This window comes from Anaerovibrio sp. RM50 (assembly GCF_000622005.1).
Classification (GTDB): domain Bacteria; phylum Bacillota; class Negativicutes; order Selenomonadales; family Selenomonadaceae; genus Anaerovibrio.
In genome coordinates this window covers 86,262-107,995 of the sequence record NZ_KK211384.1, presented here as the reverse complement: position 1 = coordinate 107,995, position 21,734 = coordinate 86,262, and the positions used below count along the sequence as shown (strand labels likewise).

General features: G+C 46.9%; 18 protein-coding genes, 4 tRNA genes and 1 other annotated feature. All 22 genes read left to right on the top strand.

Going from position 1 to position 21,734, the window contains the following annotated elements:
* Nucleotides 1-27 precede the first annotated feature (27 nt).
* The 22 genes from rsgA (at nucleotide 28) to rpoC (ending at nucleotide 21,593) form a co-directional block, all read left to right on the top strand.
* Nucleotides 28-924 (top strand): ribosome small subunit-dependent GTPase A, encoded by an 897-nt coding sequence (rsgA, locus tag T525_RS0113420; protein ID WP_027407595.1) that lies wholly within the window; start codon nucleotides 28-30, stop codon nucleotides 922-924.
* Complete coding sequence (gene rpe, locus T525_RS0113415; RefSeq protein WP_027407594.1) at nucleotides 924-1,574, top strand: ribulose-phosphate 3-epimerase; 651 nt, start codon at nucleotides 924-926, stop codon at nucleotides 1,572-1,574. Before rsgA ends, rpe begins: the two co-directional genes overlap by 1 nt.
* Nucleotides 1,575-1,590: 16 nt before the next feature.
* The gene (gene queC / locus T525_RS0113410; RefSeq protein ID WP_027407593.1) at nucleotides 1,591-2,274 is read left to right on the top strand and encodes a 7-cyano-7-deazaguanine synthase QueC; all 684 of its coding nucleotides are present in this window, start codon (nucleotides 1,591-1,593) and stop codon (nucleotides 2,272-2,274) included.
* 12 nt (nucleotides 2,275-2,286) lie between these two features.
* Nucleotides 2,287-3,075, top strand: a complete 789-nt coding sequence (gene folE2 / locus T525_RS0113405; protein ID WP_027407592.1) for a GTP cyclohydrolase FolE2 — start codon at nucleotides 2,287-2,289, stop codon at nucleotides 3,073-3,075.
* Nucleotides 3,076-3,154: 79 nt separating this feature from the next.
* A complete protein-coding gene (locus T525_RS15345; RefSeq protein WP_051533620.1) occupies nucleotides 3,155-4,174 on the top strand; it encodes a lysylphosphatidylglycerol synthase transmembrane domain-containing protein in 1,020 nt (339 codons plus the stop codon).
* Between the two features lie 67 nt (nucleotides 4,175-4,241).
* A complete protein-coding gene (locus T525_RS0113395; RefSeq protein ID WP_027407591.1) occupies nucleotides 4,242-5,408 on the top strand; it encodes a hypothetical protein in 1,167 nt (388 codons plus the stop codon).
* A gap of 36 nt (nucleotides 5,409-5,444) precedes the next feature.
* Nucleotides 5,445-6,239, top strand: coding sequence for a glucosaminidase domain-containing protein (locus T525_RS0113390; RefSeq protein WP_027407590.1), 795 nt, complete (start codon nucleotides 5,445-5,447; stop codon nucleotides 6,237-6,239).
* A 49-nt stretch (nucleotides 6,240-6,288) separates the two neighbouring features.
* Nucleotides 6,289-7,911, top strand: a complete 1,623-nt coding sequence (locus tag T525_RS0113385; protein ID WP_027407589.1) for an ABC-F family ATP-binding cassette domain-containing protein — start codon at nucleotides 6,289-6,291, stop codon at nucleotides 7,909-7,911.
* A gap of 64 nt (nucleotides 7,912-7,975) precedes the next feature.
* The gene (locus tag T525_RS15340; protein WP_037325730.1) at nucleotides 7,976-9,268 is read left to right on the top strand and encodes a DEAD/DEAH box helicase; all 1,293 of its coding nucleotides are present in this window, start codon (nucleotides 7,976-7,978) and stop codon (nucleotides 9,266-9,268) included.
* A 129-nt stretch (nucleotides 9,269-9,397) separates the two neighbouring features.
* A tRNA-Tyr gene (locus T525_RS0113375) sits at nucleotides 9,398-9,482 on the top strand.
* A gap of 19 nt (nucleotides 9,483-9,501) precedes the next feature.
* Nucleotides 9,502-9,577, top strand: a tRNA-Met gene (locus T525_RS0113370).
* 12 nt (nucleotides 9,578-9,589) lie between these two features.
* A tRNA-Thr gene (locus T525_RS0113365) sits at nucleotides 9,590-9,665 on the top strand.
* Nucleotides 9,666-9,672: 7 nt separating this feature from the next.
* Nucleotides 9,673-9,749, top strand: a tRNA-Met gene (locus tag T525_RS0113360).
* Between the two features lie 172 nt (nucleotides 9,750-9,921).
* Nucleotides 9,922-10,071, top strand: a complete 150-nt coding sequence (gene rpmG, locus T525_RS0113355; protein WP_027398039.1) for a 50S ribosomal protein L33 — start codon at nucleotides 9,922-9,924, stop codon at nucleotides 10,069-10,071.
* Between the two features lie 102 nt (nucleotides 10,072-10,173).
* Nucleotides 10,174-10,344, top strand: a complete 171-nt coding sequence (secE, locus tag T525_RS15990; protein WP_071997220.1) for a preprotein translocase subunit SecE — start codon at nucleotides 10,174-10,176, stop codon at nucleotides 10,342-10,344.
* Nucleotides 10,345-10,378: 34 nt separating this feature from the next.
* Entirely contained in the window at nucleotides 10,379-10,927 is a 549-nt protein-coding gene (gene nusG, locus T525_RS0113350) for a transcription termination/antitermination protein NusG (RefSeq protein ID WP_027407588.1), read from the top strand.
* Nucleotides 10,928-10,953: 26 nt separating this feature from the next.
* Complete coding sequence (rplK, locus tag T525_RS0113345) at nucleotides 10,954-11,379, top strand: 50S ribosomal protein L11 (protein ID WP_027398041.1); 426 nt, start codon at nucleotides 10,954-10,956, stop codon at nucleotides 11,377-11,379.
* A gap of 62 nt (nucleotides 11,380-11,441) precedes the next feature.
* On the top strand, nucleotides 11,442-12,125 hold the full coding sequence (rplA, locus tag T525_RS0113340) for a 50S ribosomal protein L1 (protein WP_027407587.1): 684 nt from the start codon (nucleotides 11,442-11,444) through the stop codon (nucleotides 12,123-12,125).
* A 16-nt stretch (nucleotides 12,126-12,141) separates the two neighbouring features.
* Nucleotides 12,142-12,280, top strand: a sequence feature (ribosomal protein L10 leader region).
* 25 nt (nucleotides 12,281-12,305) lie between these two features.
* Nucleotides 12,306-12,854 carry a 50S ribosomal protein L10 gene (rplJ, locus tag T525_RS0113335; protein WP_027407586.1) on the top strand — a complete coding sequence of 183 codons (549 nt, stop codon included), beginning with the start codon at nucleotides 12,306-12,308 and terminating at the stop codon, nucleotides 12,852-12,854.
* Nucleotides 12,855-12,915: 61 nt separating this feature from the next.
* Entirely contained in the window at nucleotides 12,916-13,284 is a 369-nt protein-coding gene (rplL, locus tag T525_RS0113330) for a 50S ribosomal protein L7/L12 (RefSeq protein WP_027407585.1), read from the top strand.
* Nucleotides 13,285-13,632: 348 nt separating this feature from the next.
* A complete protein-coding gene (locus T525_RS15335) occupies nucleotides 13,633-17,460 on the top strand; it encodes a DNA-directed RNA polymerase subunit beta (RefSeq protein WP_037325728.1) in 3,828 nt (1,275 codons plus the stop codon).
* Nucleotides 17,461-17,480: 20 nt separating this feature from the next.
* Nucleotides 17,481-21,593 (top strand): DNA-directed RNA polymerase subunit beta', encoded by a 4,113-nt coding sequence (rpoC, locus tag T525_RS0113320; RefSeq protein ID WP_027407584.1) that lies wholly within the window; start codon nucleotides 17,481-17,483, stop codon nucleotides 21,591-21,593.
* The last annotated feature ends 141 nt before the right edge of the window (nucleotides 21,594-21,734 follow it).

The following is a 21,734-nucleotide window of genomic DNA, read 5'->3' as shown; positions in this document are numbered from 1 at the left end:
ATTGAATTTTTAATAAAGGAAAAATACATGCCAACAGGTCAGGTTATAAAAACGTATAACGGATTTTATTATGTGCTGGAGGATGGAAGGGAGCTTACCCAAAATCCGGAGCTTCTTTCCTGCCGGCTTCGGGGCAGGATAAAAAGAATCAAGGGCTCTGTGGTTACCGGGGATAAGGTGGAGTACGAGCTTCTTGGCGATGGCACTGGTGTTATTGAAAAACGTCTGCCAAGAAAGACATTGCTTCTTCGTCCTTCTGTAGCCAATATAGACCAAGTTATAATTACTTTTGCAGTGAAGGAGCCGGATATAAATTCTCTGCTTTTAAACCGGTTTTTGGTGCTGGCAGAGTGGTCGGATATTCCGGAAATCGTAATCTGCTTCAATAAAACAGATTTGATGACTGAAGCTACGGAGAATTTTGTTAAGCCCTATGTGGATGCGGGCTATAAAGTTATCTTTGCCTCTGCCCACGAAAAGAAGGGCATTGAGGAAATAAAAGATCTGTTAAAGGGGAAGGTTACCGCCTTCGCAGGACCTTCCGGCGTGGGAAAATCCTCTCTGCTTAATGCCATTGACAGCAATTTGTCCCTTACCACAGGGGTTATCTCTGAAAAGATAAAACGGGGTAAGCACACCACCAGAGCAGCCTGTCTGTTGCCTGTGACCGGCGGTGGTATCGTGGTGGACACCCCCGGGTTTAGTGCGGCTGAGCTGGAGCATCTTGACAAAAATCTTTTGGCCATGTATTTTCCGGAGTTCAGACCTCATATTGAAAAGTGCTATTATAATACGTGCACCCATAGCCATGAGCCGGACTGCGGCATAAAAAATGCCCTGTCAGAGGGGATTATCAGCCAGGAGCGCTATGATGCGTATTTGAATATTTTGCAAAGTATTTTAGAAAGAAAGAAGGCATATTGATGACTAAGGTTGCGCCATCAATTTTATCTGCCGATTTTGCCAATCTGGCCCAGGAGGTAGAAAAGGTTGTTAAAGCAGGTGCTGACTACGTACATATAGATGTTATGGATGGTACCTTTGTGCCAGAGATTACTTTGGGGGCTTTGATAGTTAAGGCTATTCGTCCAGTGACGGATGCAGTATTTGACGTTCATCTCATGGTGGAGCATCCGGATACCCAGATTGACTCATTTGCCAAGGCCGGGGCGGATATTATTACCTTCCATGTGGAAGCGGCAAAGCATCCCCACAGAGTTTTGCAGGCTATTAAGGCTGCAGGCTGCAAGGCCGGAATTTGCTTAAATCCAGCCACTCCCCTTTCCATGGTGGAGGAGCTTTTGGAGGATCTTGATATGATAGTTATCATGTCAGTAAATCCTGGCTATGGGGGTCAGAAATTTATTCCAAATTCTCTGAACAAAATTTCTCGATTAAAGGCTATGCTGAAAAAGGCCGGCAGCCACGCGGAGATTGAAGTGGACGGCGGCGTTACTGTGGAAAACTGCAGAGATTTGGCAGCAGCCGGTGCCGATGTGCTGGTGGCAGGCTCTGCTGTTTATAAAGCACAGGATATTCCTGGTGCCATAAAAGCTTTACATTGCGTCGGGTAAGGAGGGCGTATATACAATGGAAAAAGCAGTTGTTTTACTTTCTGGTGGTCTTGATTCCACAGTTTGCATGGCTGTGGCAAAATCAAAGGGCTTGGAGGTTTACCCAATCAGCTTTAACTACCATCAGAGACATAATATTGAATTGGAGGGTGCCAAGAAGGTCGCCAAGTTCTATGGCGTGAAAAAGCACCTTATCATAGAAACTAATATGGAAGATATTGGCGGTTCTGCTCTTACAGATGACAAGATTGAGGTTCCGGATGGAGATTTTGAACATGGTGCAGAGGATATCCCAGTTACCTACGTGCCGGCCCGCAACATGATTTTTCTCAGCTACGCCATGGCCTATGCCGAGGTTATTGGGGCTGACCATGTATTTATCGGTGTCAACGCGGTGGATTATTCCGGTTATCCGGATTGTCGACCGGAGTTTATTGCCAGCTTTCAGAAAACGTCAAATCTGGCCACCAAGGCAGGAACTGCAGATGGGCGCAACATTAAAATAGAAACACCTCTTCAGGACCTTTCCAAGAAGGAAATAGTTCAACTGGGCAGCAAATTAGGGGCTCCACTGCAATTTACCCATAGCTGCTATAAGGGCGGGGAAAAGGCTTGTGGTGTCTGTGACAGCTGTAAGCTGAGACTTCGTGGCTTTGAAGAGGCCGGGGTGGTTGACCCGGTTGAGTATGAAAATATGTGACAGGTGTATTATATGAAGGATGTACAAAATAGTGCTGATACCCGCGGTATTGCTATTCAGAAGGTGGGCATCAGGGATGCACATCTTCCTCTTTTGATAAAAACAAAGGAGGGGGACTATCAGCAGGTTCTGGCAAATATCAGCTTTACTGTGTCTTTGCCAATGGAATATAAAGGCACTCACATGAGCCGGTTCCAGGAGATTTTAAACAAGTGGACCCGTTTGCCAATAGCCGAGGTGGAAATGGCTGATATTCTGAAGGAAGCCATGGATAAGCTGCAGGCCGAGACAGCGGCTATCCGCATTGATTTTAAGTATTTTGTTGACCGATTTGCCCCTGTAAGCAAGCGGAAGTCAGTTTTGGATGTGGACTGCTTCTTTGATGGATTCATGGAGAGAGAAAATCCGTTGCAGTTTACTTTGGGGGTAAAGGTTCCATATACCTCCCTTTGTCCATGTAGCAAGGAAATTTCCCGTTATGGCGCCCACAATCAGCGGGGTGTCATGGATGTCAGGGTTTCCTTTGATGATGAGCATGAATGTATTCTCATTGAGGATTTAGTGGATCTTATGGAGCAGCAGGCATCCTGTCAGGTTTATCCTTTGCTGAAGCGTGAGGATGAAAAGTTCGTTACGGAAAAGGCATATGATAATCCGAAGTTTGTTGAGGATATTTTAAGAGATGGAGTTATTGCCCTCCGTCAGCTTGAAGGTATCAGATGGTTCGCTCTGGACTGCGATAATTTTGAAAGCATTCACAACCACAGTGCTTATGCCAGCCATGAGGAGTTTGTGGAGTAAGTAGAGAAATTTGGCACGAAAGACAGCAAATGATATATTGTGGTATAATAATGCTGATTTCTTTTTAAGGAGTTGCTGAATGAATAAGGTTTATGGGCGTATATTAAGCTTATTCTTATTGGTGTTGGTAATATCTGTTGCGGTAATTTATTTTACTGTGGATATTAATACAATTACCAATTTATATATGTTCCAGCCCTGGTCCGTGGGTCTGGCAATATTGGCCATGGCTGTTGGGCTTGTACTGGATGGAACCAGATTAATGCACATGGTGAAAATTTCCGGGGAAAATATCACATTGAAGCAGGCAGTTCAGGTGGTCTTTGGCAATTACTTTCTTGCTATGCTGGGGCCGGGCGCTGCTGCAGGTGCCATAGCACAGGTGATGTTTTTGCGCAGGGCCGGAGTCCCGGGGGGGAAGGCTGCTGTACTGGCTTTGGTCCGTACGGTGGTGTCTATATTTTTTCTGGCATGTTGTCTTCCTTTTATATTCCTTCACGATGAGGGAATATTGCCCGGTGTTTCCAATGCGGTAATGGTTTATGTTGCTGGTACTGCAACTATATTGATGCTGGTGGCAGCCTATGGTATCCGCAAAAATGCCTTTGACTATCTTGCGGTGAAAATAGCCAGAAAGCTGTCCAAAAAGTGGAGCAGAAAATTTATCGACATGTACAGGGACAGCAAGTCTGCCATTGTATTGCTGGCTTCCTCTCCCAAGTCCATGATACGGGTTTTCTTTGAATCCGGACTTAGCCTGATTTTTATTTATATGGTTGTTCCATTCCTTATGATGGGACTTGGGGTCACTGTGGACTGGCTTACAGTAATGGGACGCATGATGTTTTTGAATATTCTGCTGTATTTTTCTCCTACTCCGGGAGGATCCGGCATTGCTGAGGGCGGCTTTGTGTACCTCTTCAGTGAGAGCGTGCCATCGGGTACTGTAGGTATACTGGCGGTATCCTGGCGCTTTATTGCAGAATATCTGCCATTCTTCGTGGGTCTGTACTATACCATCACAGTATTTGGCAAGCATGTTTTGGACAAGGATTTGGACGAGGATGAGCCAAATTCCATTAATGTTATGGATAAGTAGTGTATATCAGTCTATGCCATGTCACTGTCATGTTATAGACTGATTTCTTTATGCGATGTGATATATTATGGAGAAATTAACGGATAAGGGATTTTTGGCAGGCCTTATCAATTTCACTTTGATTTTGGTGAATATTATGGTGGTTACCATCATGTGGCAGAAGGCTGGTGTGCCCTTTAACGGGGCCTATACGGCAGTAGTACTTGCCTCAATTCTTGGCACTTTGGTGGCTGCCTGTTATAAAATGACGGTGGCAGTGGCTCCGGGCATAGTGCTTAACAGCTTCTTGTGCTACGATCTCGTTATTTGTCAGGGATATACCTGGCAGGAGGTTGTGGCGGTACCAGTTTTGGCAGGGCTGCTGATATTGGCATTGCTCTATAAAGGCTGGCATGAAAGAGCATTGAGTATTTTGCCGGAATATTTGGGTACCGTAATTCCTGCCTCCATGGGAATCCTTCTTATATATAGGGGGCTGGTTATGGGGCGGCTGGTTATAGGGGCACCATTCCAGATAACTGGCATGGGAAGCCTAAATGATCCTTTGGTTATGATTACTTTGGTGAGCCTGCTGGCAGTGATGTTTCTCCTCGGCAGGAAGAAGGAACAGGGACTGGCCACTGGCCTGTTGGTGGCTGTGGTTATGGCCCTGATTAACGGCTATGTGGAACTTCCGGCCTATCTCTTTTCTCTGCCGGAAGGATTTACTGATACAGTATTTCATGTAGATTTTGGTAAAATATTTGAGTTGGCAGCTTCAGTTTTAGTGGTATTTCTCTTTTTGGCCTTTGATGCATTGGCAGTGGCCAGGGCTATGCAGGAAAAAGAGGGGAAGCTGCTGGCAATAAATGGCTTTGGGACACTTATTGGTGGACTGCTGTCAGCAGGGGCCATGAGCGTGGCTGAAGTGTCGGCTGCGGGAAGGTATAACAGCAAGAATCCTGTCAAGCCTGCTATTTTTACGGCAATTCTTTTGTTTTTTCTGCTGTTTTGCGGTCCTATGATGATGGAACTTAAGGATTATCCCGTAATTTTTGCTGCCTCTGTTATAGGTGCAGGATGCTATTTGCTGTCCGATTTGAAATTTTTACCGATTAATGATAATATATCAGTCTTGGCAGGAGTTTTTACTCTGATGCTGGTTCCCCTGTGGGGAAGTCTTACGGCGGGAATAGGCTTTGGCCTTGGGTTATACGGTATTTTAAAGGTACTGGAGGGCCGTAGGAAGGCTTGAATACGAGATTTAAAAAGTATTTGGGAGGTCTTAGGGGTGTTTTTCAAGAAGAATTGTATGGTTTTTTTATGTGCCCTGGGTGTAATGGCTGTAATAAACTGCGGCAGTATAACAGAGGCAAAAAACGTTGCCGATAATCCTGCTGGTTCCGTTGAAAAGGCCAGAGTTTCCACAGAAAGAACATATAATAATGGCAGTAAAACCAAGGTTATTACCGATAAAAAAACTGTTGCTGACAAGAAAAAGAGTCTTGCAGAACGAATTGAGGAAATACTTCACCCGGTGCCTGTGGAAAAGCCTGTTGCAGTATTGCCTTCGTCTTCAAATGAGATGAATATTATGGGCAGCGCAGTGGCTACCCGGGAGCAGTGTGTAAGGTATCTTTTAAAGAATAACCCAAATCCGCTTCTTAATACCACTCCCGAGGAACTGGTAAACTACTATTATGAGGAGGCCTCACTGGAGGGCATCCGTCCGGATATTGCCTTTGCCCAGGCATTGAAGGAAACAGGTTTTTTCAGCTATGGCGGTACAGTTATCCCCGCCCAGAACAATTATTGCGGACTGGGAACCACCAGTGCCACTGTAAAGGGAGCATTTTTCGAGTCTCCACGGGTTGGCGTAAGAGCCCACATCCAGCATTTGCTGGCCTACGTTTCCACCAAGAGGCCCGTTACTCCGGTGGTTGATCCACGTTATTCCCTGGTAAGGGGGGTATATGGCAGCAATACCCTGAACCAGTGGCAGGACCTTAACGGTCGCTGGGCTGTGCCGGGTGTTGGCTATGGCCAAAGTATTTTAGATTATTATCATGCAATTTTGAATTCATGATTAATATATATAGTAATTTTTAAAACAGTATAGAGAGGATTTTTTTACAATGATTTCAACAAATGGTGTTACACTCCAGTTCGGTAAGCGCGTGCTCTTTAAGGACGTTTCCATTAAGTTTACTCCGGGAAACTGCTATGGCGTTATCGGTGCCAATGGCGCTGGCAAGTCCACCTTTCTGAAGCTGCTTTCCGGCGATATTGAGCCTACCAAGGGTTCCATTGATATTACCCCTGGTGAGCGCATGTCCGTACTGAAGCAGGACCATTTTGCCTTTGATCAGTATGATGTTATCCGTACAGTTATTATGGGTAACCAGCATTTGGTAGATATTATGGAGGAAAAGGATGCAATTTATGCCAAGCCTGATTTCTCCGATGAGGATGGTATCCGTGCTGGTGAGCTGGAAGCAGAATTTGCTGAGCTTAACGGCTGGGATGCAGAGGCTGATGCCGCCAAGCTGTTAAATGGTCTTGGTATTCACGAGGAGCATCACAACAAGATGATGTCTGAGATGGATCCTGACTTAAAGGTGCGCGTTCTGTTGGCTCAGGCCCTTTTCGGCAATCCGGATATTCTTCTGTTGGACGAGCCTACCAACCATTTGGATTTGGAGTCCATTAAGTGGCTGGAGGATTTCCTGGCAGATTTCGAAAACACCGTTATTGTAGTATCCCATGACCGTCACTTCCTTAACCAGGTATGTACCCACATTGCGGATGTTGACTTTGGTAAAATCCAGCTTTATGTGGGCAACTATGATTTCTGGTATCATTCCAGCCAGCTGGCATTGCAGATGGCCAAGGACGCCAACAAGAAGAAAGAAGAAAAGATTAAGGAATTGCAGACATTTATTGCCCGCTTTGCCGCCAACGCTTCCAAGTCCAAGCAGGCTACTTCCCGTAAGAAGCTGCTGGAGAAGATTACCCTTGATGACATCAAGCCGTCTTCCCGTCGCTATCCTTATGTAGCCTTTACTCCAGACCGTGAGGCAGGAGATCAGCTGCTGATAGTTGAGGGTATTTCCAAGACTATTGAGGGGGAGAAGGTGCTTGATAATGTAAGCTTTACCCTGAAGAAGGGAGACAAGGTGGCCTTTACTGGTCCTAATAGTGCCGGAAAAACTGCATTGTTCCAGATTCTCATGGGGGAAATGGAGCCTGATGAGGGTACCTTTAAGTGGGGTGTTACTACCACTCAGGCATATTTGCCGAATGATAACAGTCAGTATTTCGAGGGCTGTGAGCTGAGCCTTACTGACTGGCTCCGTCAGTATTCCAAGGACCCTGATGAGTCCTTCGTTCGCGGCTTCCTGGGCCGTATGCTCTTCAGTGGTGAGGAGAGCTTGAAGAAGGCTTCTGTTATTTCCGGTGGTGAGAAGGTTCGCTGTATGCTTTCCAAGATGATGCTCAGTGGTGCCAATGTACTTTTGATGGATGAGCCTACTAACCATCTTGATCTGGAATCTATTACTGCCCTCAATGATGGCCTTATTGCCTTCAAGGGAACGTTGCTCTTTACCTCCCATGACCATGAGTTTGTACAGACCATTGCTGACCGCATTATTGAGCTTACTCCGGGTGGCGTATTCGATAAGTTTACTACTTACGATGATTTCCTTGCTGATGAGGAGCTTCAGAAGCGATTGGCAGCACAGTACGAGAATAAATAAGTCTTATAAAATTGGCTCCCCCAAATGGGGGAGCTATCTGTATATATGTATATGAGGGATTATTATGAAGTTATTTAAAGAATTAAGTGTTTCACAGCCCCTCTGTGATGCCTTGAAGAAAATTGGTATAAGAGAGGCTACTCCCGTTCAGGAGCAAGCCATTCCGGCTCTTAGAAACGGCCGTGACACCATTGTTCAGGCCCAGACCGGTACGGGAAAGACCCTGGCCTTTTTGCTGCCATTGTATGACAAGATAAAGACCCAGGCGGATAATGTTCAGACCCTGATTATTACCCCTACCCGAGAGCTGACCATTCAGATTTCCAAGGTGGCGGCTCATCTGGATAAGGCCACAGGGGTACGTTCATTGGCAATTTATGGCGGTCAGGATATTGAGCGCCAAAAGCATAAGCTGGGTCGGGATCCCCATGTTATTATTGGTACCCCGGGGAGAATACTGGATCATCTACGCCGTCGTACCCTGAATTTTTCCACCACCAACAAGATTGTTCTTGATGAGGCAGATGAAATGCTTCGCCGAGGTTTTATTGAGGATGTGGAGACTATACTCTCCACCATGGCCAAGGACAGACAGATTATGCTCTTTTCTGCCACTATGCCTGACCGCATAAAGTCTCTTGCCCATCGCTACATGTTCCAGGTTCAGCACATTGAGATAAAGGCCGAGCACATTACTTTGGATACCATTAAACAGCGTGTGGTGGATACCATGGAAACCTCCAAGCTGGACAAGCTTTGTGAGCTTATAAATGAGGAGCAGCCATATCTTGCCATGGTATTCTGTTCGACCCGTACCCGGGTGTCCCAGGTGGCCATGAACCTTGCCAAGCGGGGGTATCTGGCAGATGAACTCCACGGTGAGCTGAGCCAGCTGCAGCGTACCAATGTGCTGAAAAAGTTCCGTGAGGCCAAGCTCCAGATTCTGGTTACCACGGATATTGCAGCCCGTGGTCTGGATATAGAGGGCGTAACCCACGTATTTAACTACGATATTCCTCAGGATACTGAGAGCTATATTCACCGCATCGGCCGTACTGGACGTGCAGGACAGCAGGGTGTGGCCATTACCTTTGTAAATGCCCGCCAGTACAATATGCTGAGAAAAATCGAGGCCGGGATAAAAAATCATATTACAAAGGATATTTCCGGAAGAAGTCTGGCCTCAAGAATAAAAAGAGAAAAGCGGGAAAAGGAGCTGGCACTGAAAAAACAGCAGGCTGAAAAAAAGCAGGCAAAAATGGCTAAAAGTAAGTATGCCAACAGAAAGGGAAGTGCCCATAAAGGCCGTAATGACAGGTCACGCAGACTTCGTGACAGAGCAAAAAGAAAAAAATAAGAAAAAAATAAAAAAAGTGCTTTACAAACCCAAAATAAGATGGTAGTATATATACCTGTCAGCGGGAAACACAAAAGACGCACTGATATGAGTGCATCACAGTGAAAACCGCCGCCAAGTGAAGATACTGGGTAGGTGCCCGAGTGGTTAAAGGGAACGGACTGTAAATCCGTCGCCGTAGGCTACGATGGTTCGAATCCATCCCTGCCCACCATTTTATATCTTCTTAATATCGCGGGATGGAGCAGTCGGTAGCTCGTCGGGCTCATAACCCGAAGGTCAGAGGTTCAAGTCCTCTTCCCGCAACCAAAAGCTTGGTATGCTGATATAGCTCAGTCGGTAGAGCGCATCCTTGGTAAGGATGAGGTCACCAGTTCAAATCTGGTTATCAGCTCCATATATATGGCTGCGTAGCTCAGCTGGCTAGAGCATTCGGTTCATACCCGGAGTGTCAGGAGTTCAAGTCTCTTCGCAGCCACCAATTACTAAATTTAGCCCCTTAATAAAGGGGTTTTATTTATGCCATAAAACGAGATGTCCTTTATTTGCATTTTAATACTGATGTCTGTTGACACTCAGTATATATTATGATAAATTATGTTAGTGACATTTTGTTAAGTGTACATAATTTTCAATAGTAAGGAGTGCATACGATGCGCAATGCGGTTACGTTGGCCTGCACTGAGTGCAAGAGTCGCAACTATCAGACCAACAAGAACAAGAAGAACGATCCAGATAGAATCGAATTCAACAAGTATTGCAAGTTCTGCAAGAAGCACACACTGCACAAGGAAACCAAGTAATTAGCAGTAGAGTGTAAGGGTTGCAATATCAGACAGGATGTGAATGCATTGACGAACGAGAAAGCGTCAGCAATTCAGACGAAGTCTTCAGGTTTTAACCCTATGCAGTTTTTGCGTGAAGTTTCGGCTGAAATGAAAAAGGTATCCTGGTCCACTAAAGAAGAGCTGGGCAGATATACTGTTGTGGTATCCATAACAGTATTCATTGTATGCTCTCTGATTTGGATATGCGATACGTTCTTTACAAGGTTGTTTAATCTAATTTTACGTTAAGACTGGAGGGTAGGGATGCTGGGCATCCAAGCGTATGGAATCTGAAAAGAAGCTTGAAAGACATTGGTATGCTGTGCATACCTATTCTGGATACGAAAATAAGGTTAAGTCCAATCTTGAGAGAAAAGTCAGTTCCCTGGGATTGGAAGACAAAATCTTCAATGTGCTTGTTCCTGTAAAGGATGAGATCGAAAAGAAGAACGGCGTCGAAAAAGTAATTAAGAGAAAGCTTTTCCCTGGTTATGTATTCGTCGAGATGATTGTCAACGAAAAGACATGGTTCGACGTAAGAAATACTGACGGCGTTACTGGATTTGTCGGTTCCGGTACAGATCCTACACCTATCGGTGAGGCTGAGATGGAAAACATTCTCAGCAAGATGGGAATGGGCGAAGCCAAGGTTGTTGTCAACATTGATGTTGAAGTTGGCGAAGTCATTAAAATTAAATCCGGTTCATTTGAAAACTACGCAGCAAAGGTTGTTTCCGTGGACAACGAAAAGGGCAAGGTTAAGGCTCTTATTGATATGTTCGGTCGTGAAACTCCTGTTGAACTTGACTTTGATCAGGTAGAAAAAAGCTGATTTCCTTTTAAGGAGGTGTATATAAAATGGCAAAGAAAGTTGCAAAGATGGTAAAGTTGCAGGTTGAGGCTGCTAAGGCTACCCCAGCTCCTCCAGTAGGTCCTGCTCTTGGTCAGGCTGGTGTTAACATCATGGCGTTCGTTAAGGAATTTAACGAGAGAACTGCTAAGCAGGCTGGTCTCATCATTCCAGTAGAGATTACTGTATTTGAGGATAGATCCTTTACCTTTATCACCAAGACTCCTCCAGCTGCTGTACTTCTGAAGAAGGCTGCAGGTCTGGCAAAGGCTTCTGGTGAACCAAACAAGAACAAGGTTGCAAAGCTGCCTCGCGCAAAGGCTCAGGAGATTGCTGAGTCCAAGATGGCAGATTTGAACGCTGCAAGTATTGAAGCTGCTACTCGTATGATCGAGGGTACTGCTCGCAGCATGGGTATCGAAATCGTTGACTAATAACTGATTTCGTGCTCGTGGGAGGAAAATCCGTTATTACCACGAAGGGAGAAATTTTTAAAATGGCAAAAGCAGGTAAGAAGTATCAGGATGCTGCAAAGCTTCTTGAGACTGGTAAAGTTTACACTGTTGAGGAAGCTGTTGAGCTCGTAAAGAAGACTGCAACTGCAAAGTTCGACGAGACTATTGAGCTTCATGTGCGCTTAGGCGTTGATCCTAAGTATGCAGATCAGCAGGTTCGTGGCGCAATGGTGCTGCCACATGGTACTGGTAAGTCCAAGCGCGTATTAGTATTTGCTAAGGGCGCAAAAGTTGAAGAGGCAGAGGCTGCAGGTGCAGACTTTGTTGGCTCCGACGAAATCGTTACTAAGATCCAGGGTGGCTGGACTGACTTTGATGTCGCTGTAGCTACTCCAGATATGATGGGTACTGTTGGTCGTCTTGGTAAAATCCTCGGTCCTAGAGGCTTGATGCCAAACCCTAAACTCGGTACTGTAACCATGGATCTTGGCAAGGCAATCAGCGAAATCAAGGCTGGTAAGGTTGAATACCGCACTGATAAGGCTGGTAATGTTCATTGTCCTATCGGCAAGGCTTCCTTCGATGCTCAGAAGCTCGTAGAGAACCTCAATGCTTTGATGGATACATTAATTAGAGTAAAACCGGCTGCTGCAAAGGGTCAGTATATCCGCTCTGTCACCATCAGCTCTACTATGGGCCCTGGTGTTCCAGTAGTACATGCTTGATTTTTTGTGGGCTGTATAATAAAATAGTCTATGGCTGTAGACAGCAGGTATGAAGTTTAGGCTTCATTTAAAGGAGACGCCTGCCGAGGCCGGATGCTTACGCATGAATATGCGGCTTCCGGTAAATCAGCCGGAGGCCGTTTTTGCTCTTTATATATTTTATAAAAAGGAGGTGTATTCATGGCTGTTACAGAACAGAAGAAGGCAATTGTTGCTAACTTAAAAGAAATTCTCACTAGCTCCAAGGGTGCTGTCATCACTTCTTACAAGGGACTGACCGTTGCTCAGGATACTGCACTTCGTGTAGAACTCCGTAAGGCTGGTGTTACCTACCATGTAATCAAAAACACAATGACTCGTATTGCTGCCAAGGAGGCAGGTCTCGATGATATGATTCCATTCCTCGAGGGTACTACTGCTTTGGCATATTCTGCTGAGGATGCAGTTGCTCCTGCAAAGGTTATCAGCGAGTTCATCAAGAAGAACAACCTGGCTGAAGAGGAAAAGCTCGTAGTCAAGGGTGGTATTGTTGAGGGTAAGGTAGTAAGCCCTGACGAGGTTAAGGCTATCGCTTCTCTGCCTTCCAGAGAGGTCCTCATCGGCAAGCTGCTCGGCAGCATGCAGGCTCCAGTATCCAACACTGTTGGTGTTATGGGCGCTATGCTCCGCAGCATCGTCAATGTGCTTGACGCAGTTCGCAAGCAGAAGGAAGAGCAGGCATCCGCTTAATCTGACCGCTGCTTAATTATATTAAAAAAGAAATTATTGTTTAAAATTGGAGGAAATAAAAATGACTAACGAAGAGATTTTAGAGGCAATTGGTAATTTGACTGTTCTTGAGCTTTCCGAACTCGTAAAGGCTGCTGAGGAGAAGTTCGGCGTATCCGCTGCTGCTCCTGTAGCTGTAGCTGCTGCTGCTCCTGCAGAGGGTGGCGCTGCTGGTGAGAAGTCCGAGTTCGATGTAATCCTGAAGGACGCTGGCGCTGGCAAGATCAACGTAATCAAGGCTGTTCGTGAGGCTACTGGTCTCGGCCTGAAGGAAGCAAAGGCTCTCGTTGATGGCGCTCCTGCTGCTGTTAAGGAAGGCCTGTCCAAGGCTGACGCTGAGGCTCTCAAGGGTACCCTCGAGGCTGCTGGCGCAACTGTAGAGCTGAAGTAATTTCTGCTTTATATCTAGCTTCTAACTAAAACATAAAGCTGTGGAAAATGAGCAATCATTTTTCACAGCTTTTTTGTTATTATATGATAGTTTTTCCTTGACATAAATAATATATATTGATAGAATAAATTGCTACAGGTTAAAAACTGTAGTGGTGGCCTGTGCCATCATGAAAATAGTGAATAAGTTCGTGCAAGGGGTATTAAATGGATTCATCAGGTGTTTTCGGACATTTGGCAATGCGTCGTGTGGTTTTAGCCCATGAAGAGGTGTTGTGAATCTGTTTATTTTTCGTGTGCGAATTTTTTGTCATTTTTGTTATTTTTTAGCTAAGGAGTGAAGTTCTTAATGTTTCATCCTGTGCCGGTAGGCAAACGAACCAGGTATAGCTATGCCAAGATCAAAGAAGTTATGGAGATGCCACATCTTCTTGACATTCAGAGGAAATCCTATGAATGGTTTATTGGCGATGTAGAAAAGGGTACCAAGGGCGCTGGCCTTATGGAAATCTTTGAGGATATTTCCCCAATCACTGATTTCCAGAACAAGATTGAATTAAGACTGTTGGATTACTCTCTGGGCGAGCCTAAGTATAGCCTGGAGGAGAGCAAGGAGAGAGATGCCACATATTCTGCACCTCTTCGCGTAAAAGTTCGTCGTATTAACAAGGAAAATGGTGAGTTCCATGACAGTGAAATCTTCATGGGCGACTTCCCTCTTATGACGGACTCCGGTACCTTTGTTATCAATGGTGCAGAGCGCGTTATCGTAAGCCAGTTGGTACGTTCCCCAGGTGCATACTACGGTGTTACTGTGGATTCTTCCGGTAAGTCCCTGTTTAACGCTACTGTTATTCCTAACCGTGGTGCCTGGATTGAGCTTGAAACTGATACCAACGATGTTATTTCTGTTCGTATTGATAGAACCCGTAAGCTGCCTGTAACTGTTTTCCTGCGTGCTCTTGATTTCATCAACAAGGCAGAAATTGCAAGAAACCAGCAGATTGCCGATGGCACTGCAAGTGCCGCTGAAACCGGCCGTAACGAGGACCACATCGAGGTGCTGACCTCTGATTTGTCCTTCGGTACCAAGGATGAAATTCTGGCACTCTTCAACAATGATCCTGCAATCGTTGCTACCCTTGAGCGTGATGCTACTGAGGGCGTAGAGGGCAGAACCATTGAAGAAGTTGCTTTGGATGAGATTTACAAGAGACTTCGTCAGGGCGAGCCTTTTAACGTAGATAATGCCCGTTCCATGCTCCGCAGCCTTTTCTTCGACAAGAAGCGTTATGATCTGGCTACTGTTGGACGTCACAAGATTACCAAGAAGCTGGGCTGGAAGCATCGCCTGGTAGGCCAGGTTCTGGCTGAGCCATTGGTAAATCAGGAGACCGGCGAGGTAGTTGTACCAGCCAATGAGCTGATTACCCAGGATTTGGTTGATGAAATCACCGATGACCAGGAGAAGGGTATTTTCGGCGAGGGCAAGGCTATTATCGTTCAGGTGAAGCTGAATGATGAGGGGGACATGCTGGACATGATTTGCTCCCCAACTCTTATTGACAAGAAGCGTACCATCGCTGTTAACGATATTATTGCCTCCATCAGCTATCTGCTGAACCTTATGCATGGCGTAGGCCGCACTGATGATATTGACCATCTGGGCAACCGTCGTGTACGTTCCGTAGGTGAGCTTTTGCAGAACCAGTTCCGTATTGGTCTTACCCGTATGGAGCGCGTAGTTCGTGAGCGCATGTCCACTCAGGAGGACATTTCTGCAGTACAGAACCTCATCAACATTCGCCCTGTAGTGGCAGCAATAAAGGAATTCTTCGGTTCCTCCCAGCTGTCCCAGTTCATGGATCAGCACAATCCACTGGCAGAGCTTACTCATAAGCGTCGTCTGTCTGCCCTTGGTCCTGGTGGTTTGTCCAGAGAGCGTGCGGGCTTCGAGGTTCGAGATGTACACAACTCCCATTATGGTCGTATGTGTCCTATTGAGACCCCAGAAGGTCCTAACATCGGTCTGATTGGTTCTCTGTCTAACTATGCCCGTATTAATAAGTATGGCTTTATGGAGACCCCATATCGCCGTATCGATAAGGAAAACAAGCGCGTTACCAATGATGTTAAGTACATCACTGCTGACGCTGAGGATACTTTGGTTATCGCTCAGGCCAACGAGCCATTGGATGAAAATGACTGGTTTGTAAATGAGCGAGTAGTAGCCCGTGTTCACGAGGAGACCACTGAGGTTCGTCGTGAAAAGGTTGACTACATGGACGTATCACCTAAGCAGGTGGTTTCCATTGCAACTGCCATGATTCCATTCCTGGAAAACGACGATGCCAACCGCGCACTGATGGGTGCCAACATGCAGCGTCAGGCAGTTCCGCTTCTTCGTACCCAGGCTCCACTGGTTGGTACTGGTATGGAGTACAAGGCAGCATGTGACTCTGGCGTTATGATTTTGGCTAAGCGTGCAGGTGTTGTTGATTCCGTAAGTGCCGACAAGATCGTTATTCGTACTGAAGACGGTGATCTTGACGAGTACAAGCTCCAGAAGTTTATGCGCTCCAACCAGGGCACCTGCATAAACCAGCTCCCTATAGTATTTAAGGGGGATGTGGTGGAGGCCAAGCAGCCTATCGCTGACGGTCCTGCCACTGACCACGGCGAGCTGGCATTGGGCTACAACATTATCGTTGCATACATGCCTTGGGAAGGTTACAACTACGAGGATGCTATTCTTCTTAGTGAAAACCTTGTTAAGAGAGATATTTACACCTCCATTCATATTGAGGAGTATGACTGCGAGGCCCGCGATACCAAGCTGGGACCAGAGGAAATTACCCGGGATATTCCAAATGTTTCCGAGGAAAATCTGAAGGATTTGGATGAAAATGGTATTATCCGTATCGGTGCTGAGGTAAGAACCGGCGATATTCTGGTTGGTAAGGTAACTCCAAAGGGTGAAACCGAGCTGTCCGCAGAGGAGCGTCTCCTCCGTGCCATCTTTGGTGAGAAGGCCCGCGAGGTTCGCGATACTTCCCTGCGAGTTCCTCATGGTGAAGCAGGCAAGATTGTTGATGTCAAGGTATACAGCCGTGAGAACAACGACGAGCTGAATCCTGGCGTAAACAACATGGTTCGCGTTTACATTGCCCAGAAGCGTAAGATTTCTGTAGGTGATAAGATGTCCGGTCGTCATGGTAACAAGGGTGTTGTTTCCCGTATCATGCGCGAAGAGGATATGCCATTCCTCCCAGACGGTACTCCAGTAGATGTAGTTCTGAACCCTTTGGGCGTACCTTCCCGTATGAACATTGGTCAGATCCTGGAGACTCATCTGGGTATGGCTGTCAGAAATATCGGTACTCAGATTAAGAACGGTGACCCTACTGTTGAGAAGCGTCTCCGTGCTATTGGTTATGACTTTGACAAGTATGGTATGCCTAAGTCCGACAAGGCTGGCGTTCATATTGCAACCCCAGTATTTGACGGTGCCCGTGAGAAGGATGTATTCGATACAATTCGTGCTTCCGGCATGGATGAGGATGCCAAGACTGTTCTCTACGATGGCCGTACTGGTGAGCCTTTCAAGAACAAGGTTACCGTTGGCTGCGTGTATATGCTGAAACTGCATCATCTGGTTGATGATAAGATTCATGCCCGTTCCGTTGGTCCTTACTCCTTAGTTACCCAGCAGCCTCTGGGTGGTAAGGCACAGTTTGGTGGTCAGCGTTTCGGTGAGATGGAGGTTTGGGCACTGGAGGCTTATGGCGCTGCTTACACCCTGCAGGAGATTCTGACTGTTAAGTCCGATGATGTTGTGGGCCGTGTTAAGACCTATGAGTCCATCGTTAAGGGTGAGAATATCCCAGAACCAGGTGTACCAGAGTCCTTCAAGGTTCTCATCAAGGAGCTCCAGAGTATTGGTCTGGATATTAAGGTTCAGGATGAGAATGCCAACGAGATTATGGTTCAGGACGATGAGGAAGATATCAGAGATGCCGCCAATGAGCTGGATGTGGACGTAAACGGTGTAGATGACTCCGGAAATGCCCCTGCAGCTGTTGATGAGTACATGGAAGATGATACTGAGGCAGAAGATGACTATTCTGACAATGACCTGATTGTTGAGTTTGATGCCGATAATGATGACAATGAATAATGGAAGGGAGTGACACGCCCTTGTTGGATGTAAATAACTTTGATTCAATGCGTATAGGTCTGGCTTCTCCTGATAAGATCAGAGAGTGGTCTTATGGTGAGGTTACCAAGCCGGAAACTATTAACTATCGTACTTTAAAGCCAGAAACTGCAGGCCTTTTCTGCGAGCGTATCTTTGGACCAACCCGCGATTGGGAATGCCATTGCGGTAAATATAAGAGAATTCGTCATAAGGGTACTATCTGCGAGCGCTGCGGTGTTGAGGTTACCCGTGCCAAGGTTCGTCGTGAGAGAATGGGGCACATTGAGCTGGCTGCTCCTGTATCTCACATCTGGTACTTTAAGGGAATTCCAAGCCGTCTGGGTCTCGTGCTGGACATTGCTCCAAGAGCCCTGGAGAAAGTTTTATATTTTGCTTCTTATATAGTAATTGACCCTGGTACTACCGAGCTCAGCAAGAAGCAGCTCCTCAGCGAGAAGGAGTACAGCGAGTATCGCAGCAAGTATTCTTCCGCTGCTTTCAAGGTAGGCATGGGTGCTGAGGCCATCAAGGAACTGCTTGTTGAAATGGAAGAAGATCTCCCTGAGGATCAGCAGAAGCCGGAGGAGGGCATTATCAGCCGTCTTGATCTTTTGCATCAGGAGCTGACCAATGAGCTGAAGACTGTAACCAGCCAGCAGCGTCGTCTCAAGGCAATTCGTCGCCTGGAGGTTGTTGAGGCATTCCGTAAGTCCGGCAACAAGCCTTCCTGGATGATTATGGATGTAGTCCCAGTTATTCCACCAGAGCTGCGTCCAATGGTACAGCTGGATGGCGGTCGTTTTGCAACCTCTGACCTCAATGACCTGTATCGTCGTGTAATTAACAGAAATAACCGTTTGAAGCGCCTTTTGGAGCTTCATGCGCCTGATATTATTGTCCGTAACGAGAAGCGTATGCTTCAGGAGGCTGTTGACGCCCTTATTGATAATGGTCGTCGTGGCCGCCCAGTTACCGGTCCTGGCAACCGTCCGCTGAAGTCCTTGTCCGATATGCTCAAGGGTAAGCAGGGCCGTTTCCGTCAGAACCTCCTTGGTAAGCGCGTAGACTATTCTGGTCGTTCCGTTATCGTAGTAGGTCCTGAGCTGAAGCTTCATCAGTGTGGTCTCCCTAAGGAGATGGCGCTGGAGCTCTTTAAGCCATTCGTAATGAAGCGTCTGGTTTCCGATGGTATCGCCCACAACATCAAGTCTGCAAAGCGCATGGTAGAGCGTGCCAAGGACGAGGTTTGGGATGTACTGGAAGGCGTAATCAAGGAGCATCCAGTTCTTCTGAACCGTGCACCTACATTGCATCGTCTCGGTATTCAGGCCTTCGAGCCAGTTCTTACTGAGGGTCGTGCATTGAAGCTCCATCCATTGGCATGTACTGCGTACAACGCCGACTTCGATGGTGACCAGATGGCTATCCATCTCCCACTGTCTGCTGAGGCACAGGCTGAGGCCCGTGTATTGATGCTGGCAGCAAACCACATCCTTGCTCCTAAGGATGGCGGTCCTATCATCGTTCCTTCCCAGGATATGGTTCTGGGTTCCTACTATCTGACCGCTGTAAGAAATTCCAGCCAGGGCAGACCTATAGTAGGTGAGGGCAAAATCTTCACTGGTATCAACGAGGCACTCCTTGCTTATCAGCATCAGGAGCTTGATATACAGGCTGAAATCAAGGTCCGCATGAAGGATGTTGATGAGGATGGCAATGTAATAAAGGATTACGGTCTTGTTCGTACTTCCCTGGGCCGTATGATTTTCAATGAGACCCTGCCAAAGGCTGTACGTCAGTTCAGCCAGGACAAGAAGACTGGCGAGTGGTCCCTCGGTATGCTCATGAACAAGAAACAGCTGGGCAAGCTGGTTGACATTTGCTTCAAGACTCTTGGTGCCAGCGAGACTGCCGTTGTTATCGATAATGTTAAGAATTTGGGTTACCACTATGCTTGTATCGCAGGTATGACCGTTGCTATCTCTGATATCAAGGTTCCTGAGAAGAAGCAGGCCCTGCTGGATGAGGCAGAGGCTAAGGTTAAGAAGACCCAGCGCCAGTTTGAGCGCGGTCTCATCAGTGATGAGGAGCGTTACAAGAAGGTCTGCAAGGTTTGGGACGATGCCACCAATCTGGTTGCCGATGCAATGTATGACAACTACGCAGACAACGAGCCATTTAACCCAATCTACATGATGGCCGACTCCGGTGCCCGCGGTAACAAGTCCCAGATGCGTCAGCTTGCTGGTATGCGTGGTCTCATGGCTGATCCATCTGGTAAGACCATCGAAATTCCAATTACTGCAAACTTCCGTGAGGGTCTGTCCGTATCCGATTACTTCATTTCCTCCCATGGTGCCCGTAAGGGTCTGGCAGATACAGCACTTAGAACTGCTGACTCCGGTTACCTTACCCGTCGTCTGGTTGACGTTGCACAGGACGTTATCGTTCGTGAGGAAGACTGTGACGTTGTAGGCATTAACCTCATTCGCGAGCGTGCCAAGCTGGCTGAATCTGCTGCAGCTGCAGTGGAGCAGTTAAAGGATACTCTTTCTGGCCGTATTCTGGCCAACGATGTTATCAGTCCGGAGACTGGTGAGGTTATCTTTGAAAAGGGTGTAACCCTTGATGAGGAAATTCTCAAGACCATCGGCGAGGTCGGTGTGGCTGAGATTACTCTCCGTGGCTCTTCTTCCAACAGCGATGCTGCTATTACCAATGCCGCAGCTACTGATACCGTTAAGCTTGGTGCTCCTGATGAGAACATCAGAAAGTCCATCAAGTCTGCAATGGTAGCAGAGATGATGGGCAAGGACACTACTGCAGCTGTTGTTGACAGCCAGGGCGTGGAAATCGTTCCTGCCGGTGTGCCTCTCACTGAGGAGTACATTGAGGCTGTTCTTTCCAGCGATGCCAAGGAAGTTAAGGTTCGTAACAATAACATCCGCGGTATTGAGGTTGAAGCTATTGTCGAGGGCAGCGGCGTTATCGAGCCTCTCAAGGATCGTATCGTAGGCCGTGTACTGGCTGAGGATATTATAAATCCTGAGACTGGTGAGAAGATTGCTTCCCTTAATGATGATATTGATGAAAAGCTTGCTGAAGAAATCGTTAAGGTTCGCGACAAGGTTTCCATCCGCAGTGTACTGACCTGTAAGTCTCAGTACGGCGTCTGCATCAAGTGCTATGGTCGTGACCTTGCCAATGCAACCAAGGTTAACGTGGGTGAGGCTGTTGGTATCATCGCAGCCCAGTCCATTGGTGAGCCTGGTACCCAGCTGACAATGCGTACATTCCACTCCGGTGGTGTCGCAGGCGGCGACGATATTACCCAGGGTCTTCCACGTGTAGAGGAATTGTTCGAGGCACGTAAGCCTAAGCACAACGCCATCATCGCTGAAATCGAGGGTGACGTTACCGTTTCCGAGAAGGATAAAATCTTCACTGTTACCATCACTCCTAAGGAAGGCAAGGAGAAGGCAAAGGAATACGTTCTGCCATTCAACTCCCGCCTTGCTACCAAGGATGGCGACCATATCATGCCTGGTGACAAGCTCACCGAGGGTTCCATCAACCCACATGATATTCTTCGTGTCTGCGGCCTGAAGGAAACCCAGAACTATCTCGTATACGAGGTACAGAAGGTTTACAAGCAGCAGGGTGTTGGTATCAACGATAAGCATATTGAGGTTATGGTTCGTCAGATGCTCCATAAGGTTCGCATTGAGGCCTATGGTGGCACCGACTTCCTGCCAGGTGAATATGTGGACATCAACAGCTTTGAGGCTGCAAACACCAAGGCTATTGCCGAGGGCAAGGAGCCGGCTGTTGCCAAGCCAATTCTCCTTGGTATCACCAAGGCTGCATTGGCAACTGATTCCTTCCTGTCTGCCGCATCCTTCCAGGAGACCACTCGTGTCCTGACTGATGCTGCCATCAAGGGTAAGGTTGATCCACTCCTTGGCCTGAAGGAAAATGTTATTATTGGTAAGCTGATTCCGGCTGGTACCGGCATGGGCTGCTATCGTAACATCAAGGTAGTTTATGAAGATGAACCTACCCAGACTGTGGAGCCGGAGGCTGAAGCTGAGGCAGAAGCAGCTGCTGAGTAAGCAGAATAAAGTATTGTAAAGTAATAAAATAAGGAGCTGTGAGTAATAACCCTTTGGGGGTTGACTCACAGCTCTTTTTTTGTATTTGCAAATAATCAAAAAATACCCCGCCGGGATTGTATAATTGAACAGTCCCGGCGG

Bases quoted from the DNA above. Each gene is read 5' to 3' on its own strand.
- rplK (WP_027398041.1), top strand. From the start codon at position 10,954: ATGGCAAAGAAAGTTGCAAAGATGGTAAAGTTGCAGGTTGAGGCTGCT.
- folE2 (WP_027407592.1), top strand. From the start codon at position 2,287: ATGAAGGATGTACAAAATAGTGCTGATACCCGCGGTATTGCTATTCAG.
- rsgA (WP_027407595.1), top strand. From the start codon at position 28: ATGCCAACAGGTCAGGTTATAAAAACGTATAACGGATTTTATTATGTG.
- rplL (WP_027407585.1), top strand. From the start codon at position 12,916: ATGACTAACGAAGAGATTTTAGAGGCAATTGGTAATTTGACTGTTCTT.
- T525_RS0113385 (WP_027407589.1), top strand. From the start codon at position 6,289: ATGATTTCAACAAATGGTGTTACACTCCAGTTCGGTAAGCGCGTGCTC.
- rpe (WP_027407594.1), top strand. From the start codon at position 924: ATGACTAAGGTTGCGCCATCAATTTTATCTGCCGATTTTGCCAATCTG.
- T525_RS15335 (WP_037325728.1), top strand. From the start codon at position 13,633: ATGTTTCATCCTGTGCCGGTAGGCAAACGAACCAGGTATAGCTATGCC.
- T525_RS15345 (WP_051533620.1), top strand. From the start codon at position 3,155: ATGAATAAGGTTTATGGGCGTATATTAAGCTTATTCTTATTGGTGTTG.
- T525_RS15340 (WP_037325730.1), top strand. From the start codon at position 7,976: ATGAAGTTATTTAAAGAATTAAGTGTTTCACAGCCCCTCTGTGATGCC.
- rplJ (WP_027407586.1), top strand. From the start codon at position 12,306: ATGGCTGTTACAGAACAGAAGAAGGCAATTGTTGCTAACTTAAAAGAA.
- T525_RS0113395 (WP_027407591.1), top strand. From the start codon at position 4,242: ATGGAGAAATTAACGGATAAGGGATTTTTGGCAGGCCTTATCAATTTC.
- rplA (WP_027407587.1), top strand. From the start codon at position 11,442: ATGGCAAAAGCAGGTAAGAAGTATCAGGATGCTGCAAAGCTTCTTGAG.
- rpmG (WP_027398039.1), top strand. From the start codon at position 9,922: ATGCGCAATGCGGTTACGTTGGCCTGCACTGAGTGCAAGAGTCGCAAC.
- queC (WP_027407593.1), top strand. From the start codon at position 1,591: ATGGAAAAAGCAGTTGTTTTACTTTCTGGTGGTCTTGATTCCACAGTT.
- nusG (WP_027407588.1), top strand. From the start codon at position 10,379: ATGGAATCTGAAAAGAAGCTTGAAAGACATTGGTATGCTGTGCATACC.
- secE (WP_071997220.1), top strand. From the start codon at position 10,174: ATGCAGTTTTTGCGTGAAGTTTCGGCTGAAATGAAAAAGGTATCCTGG.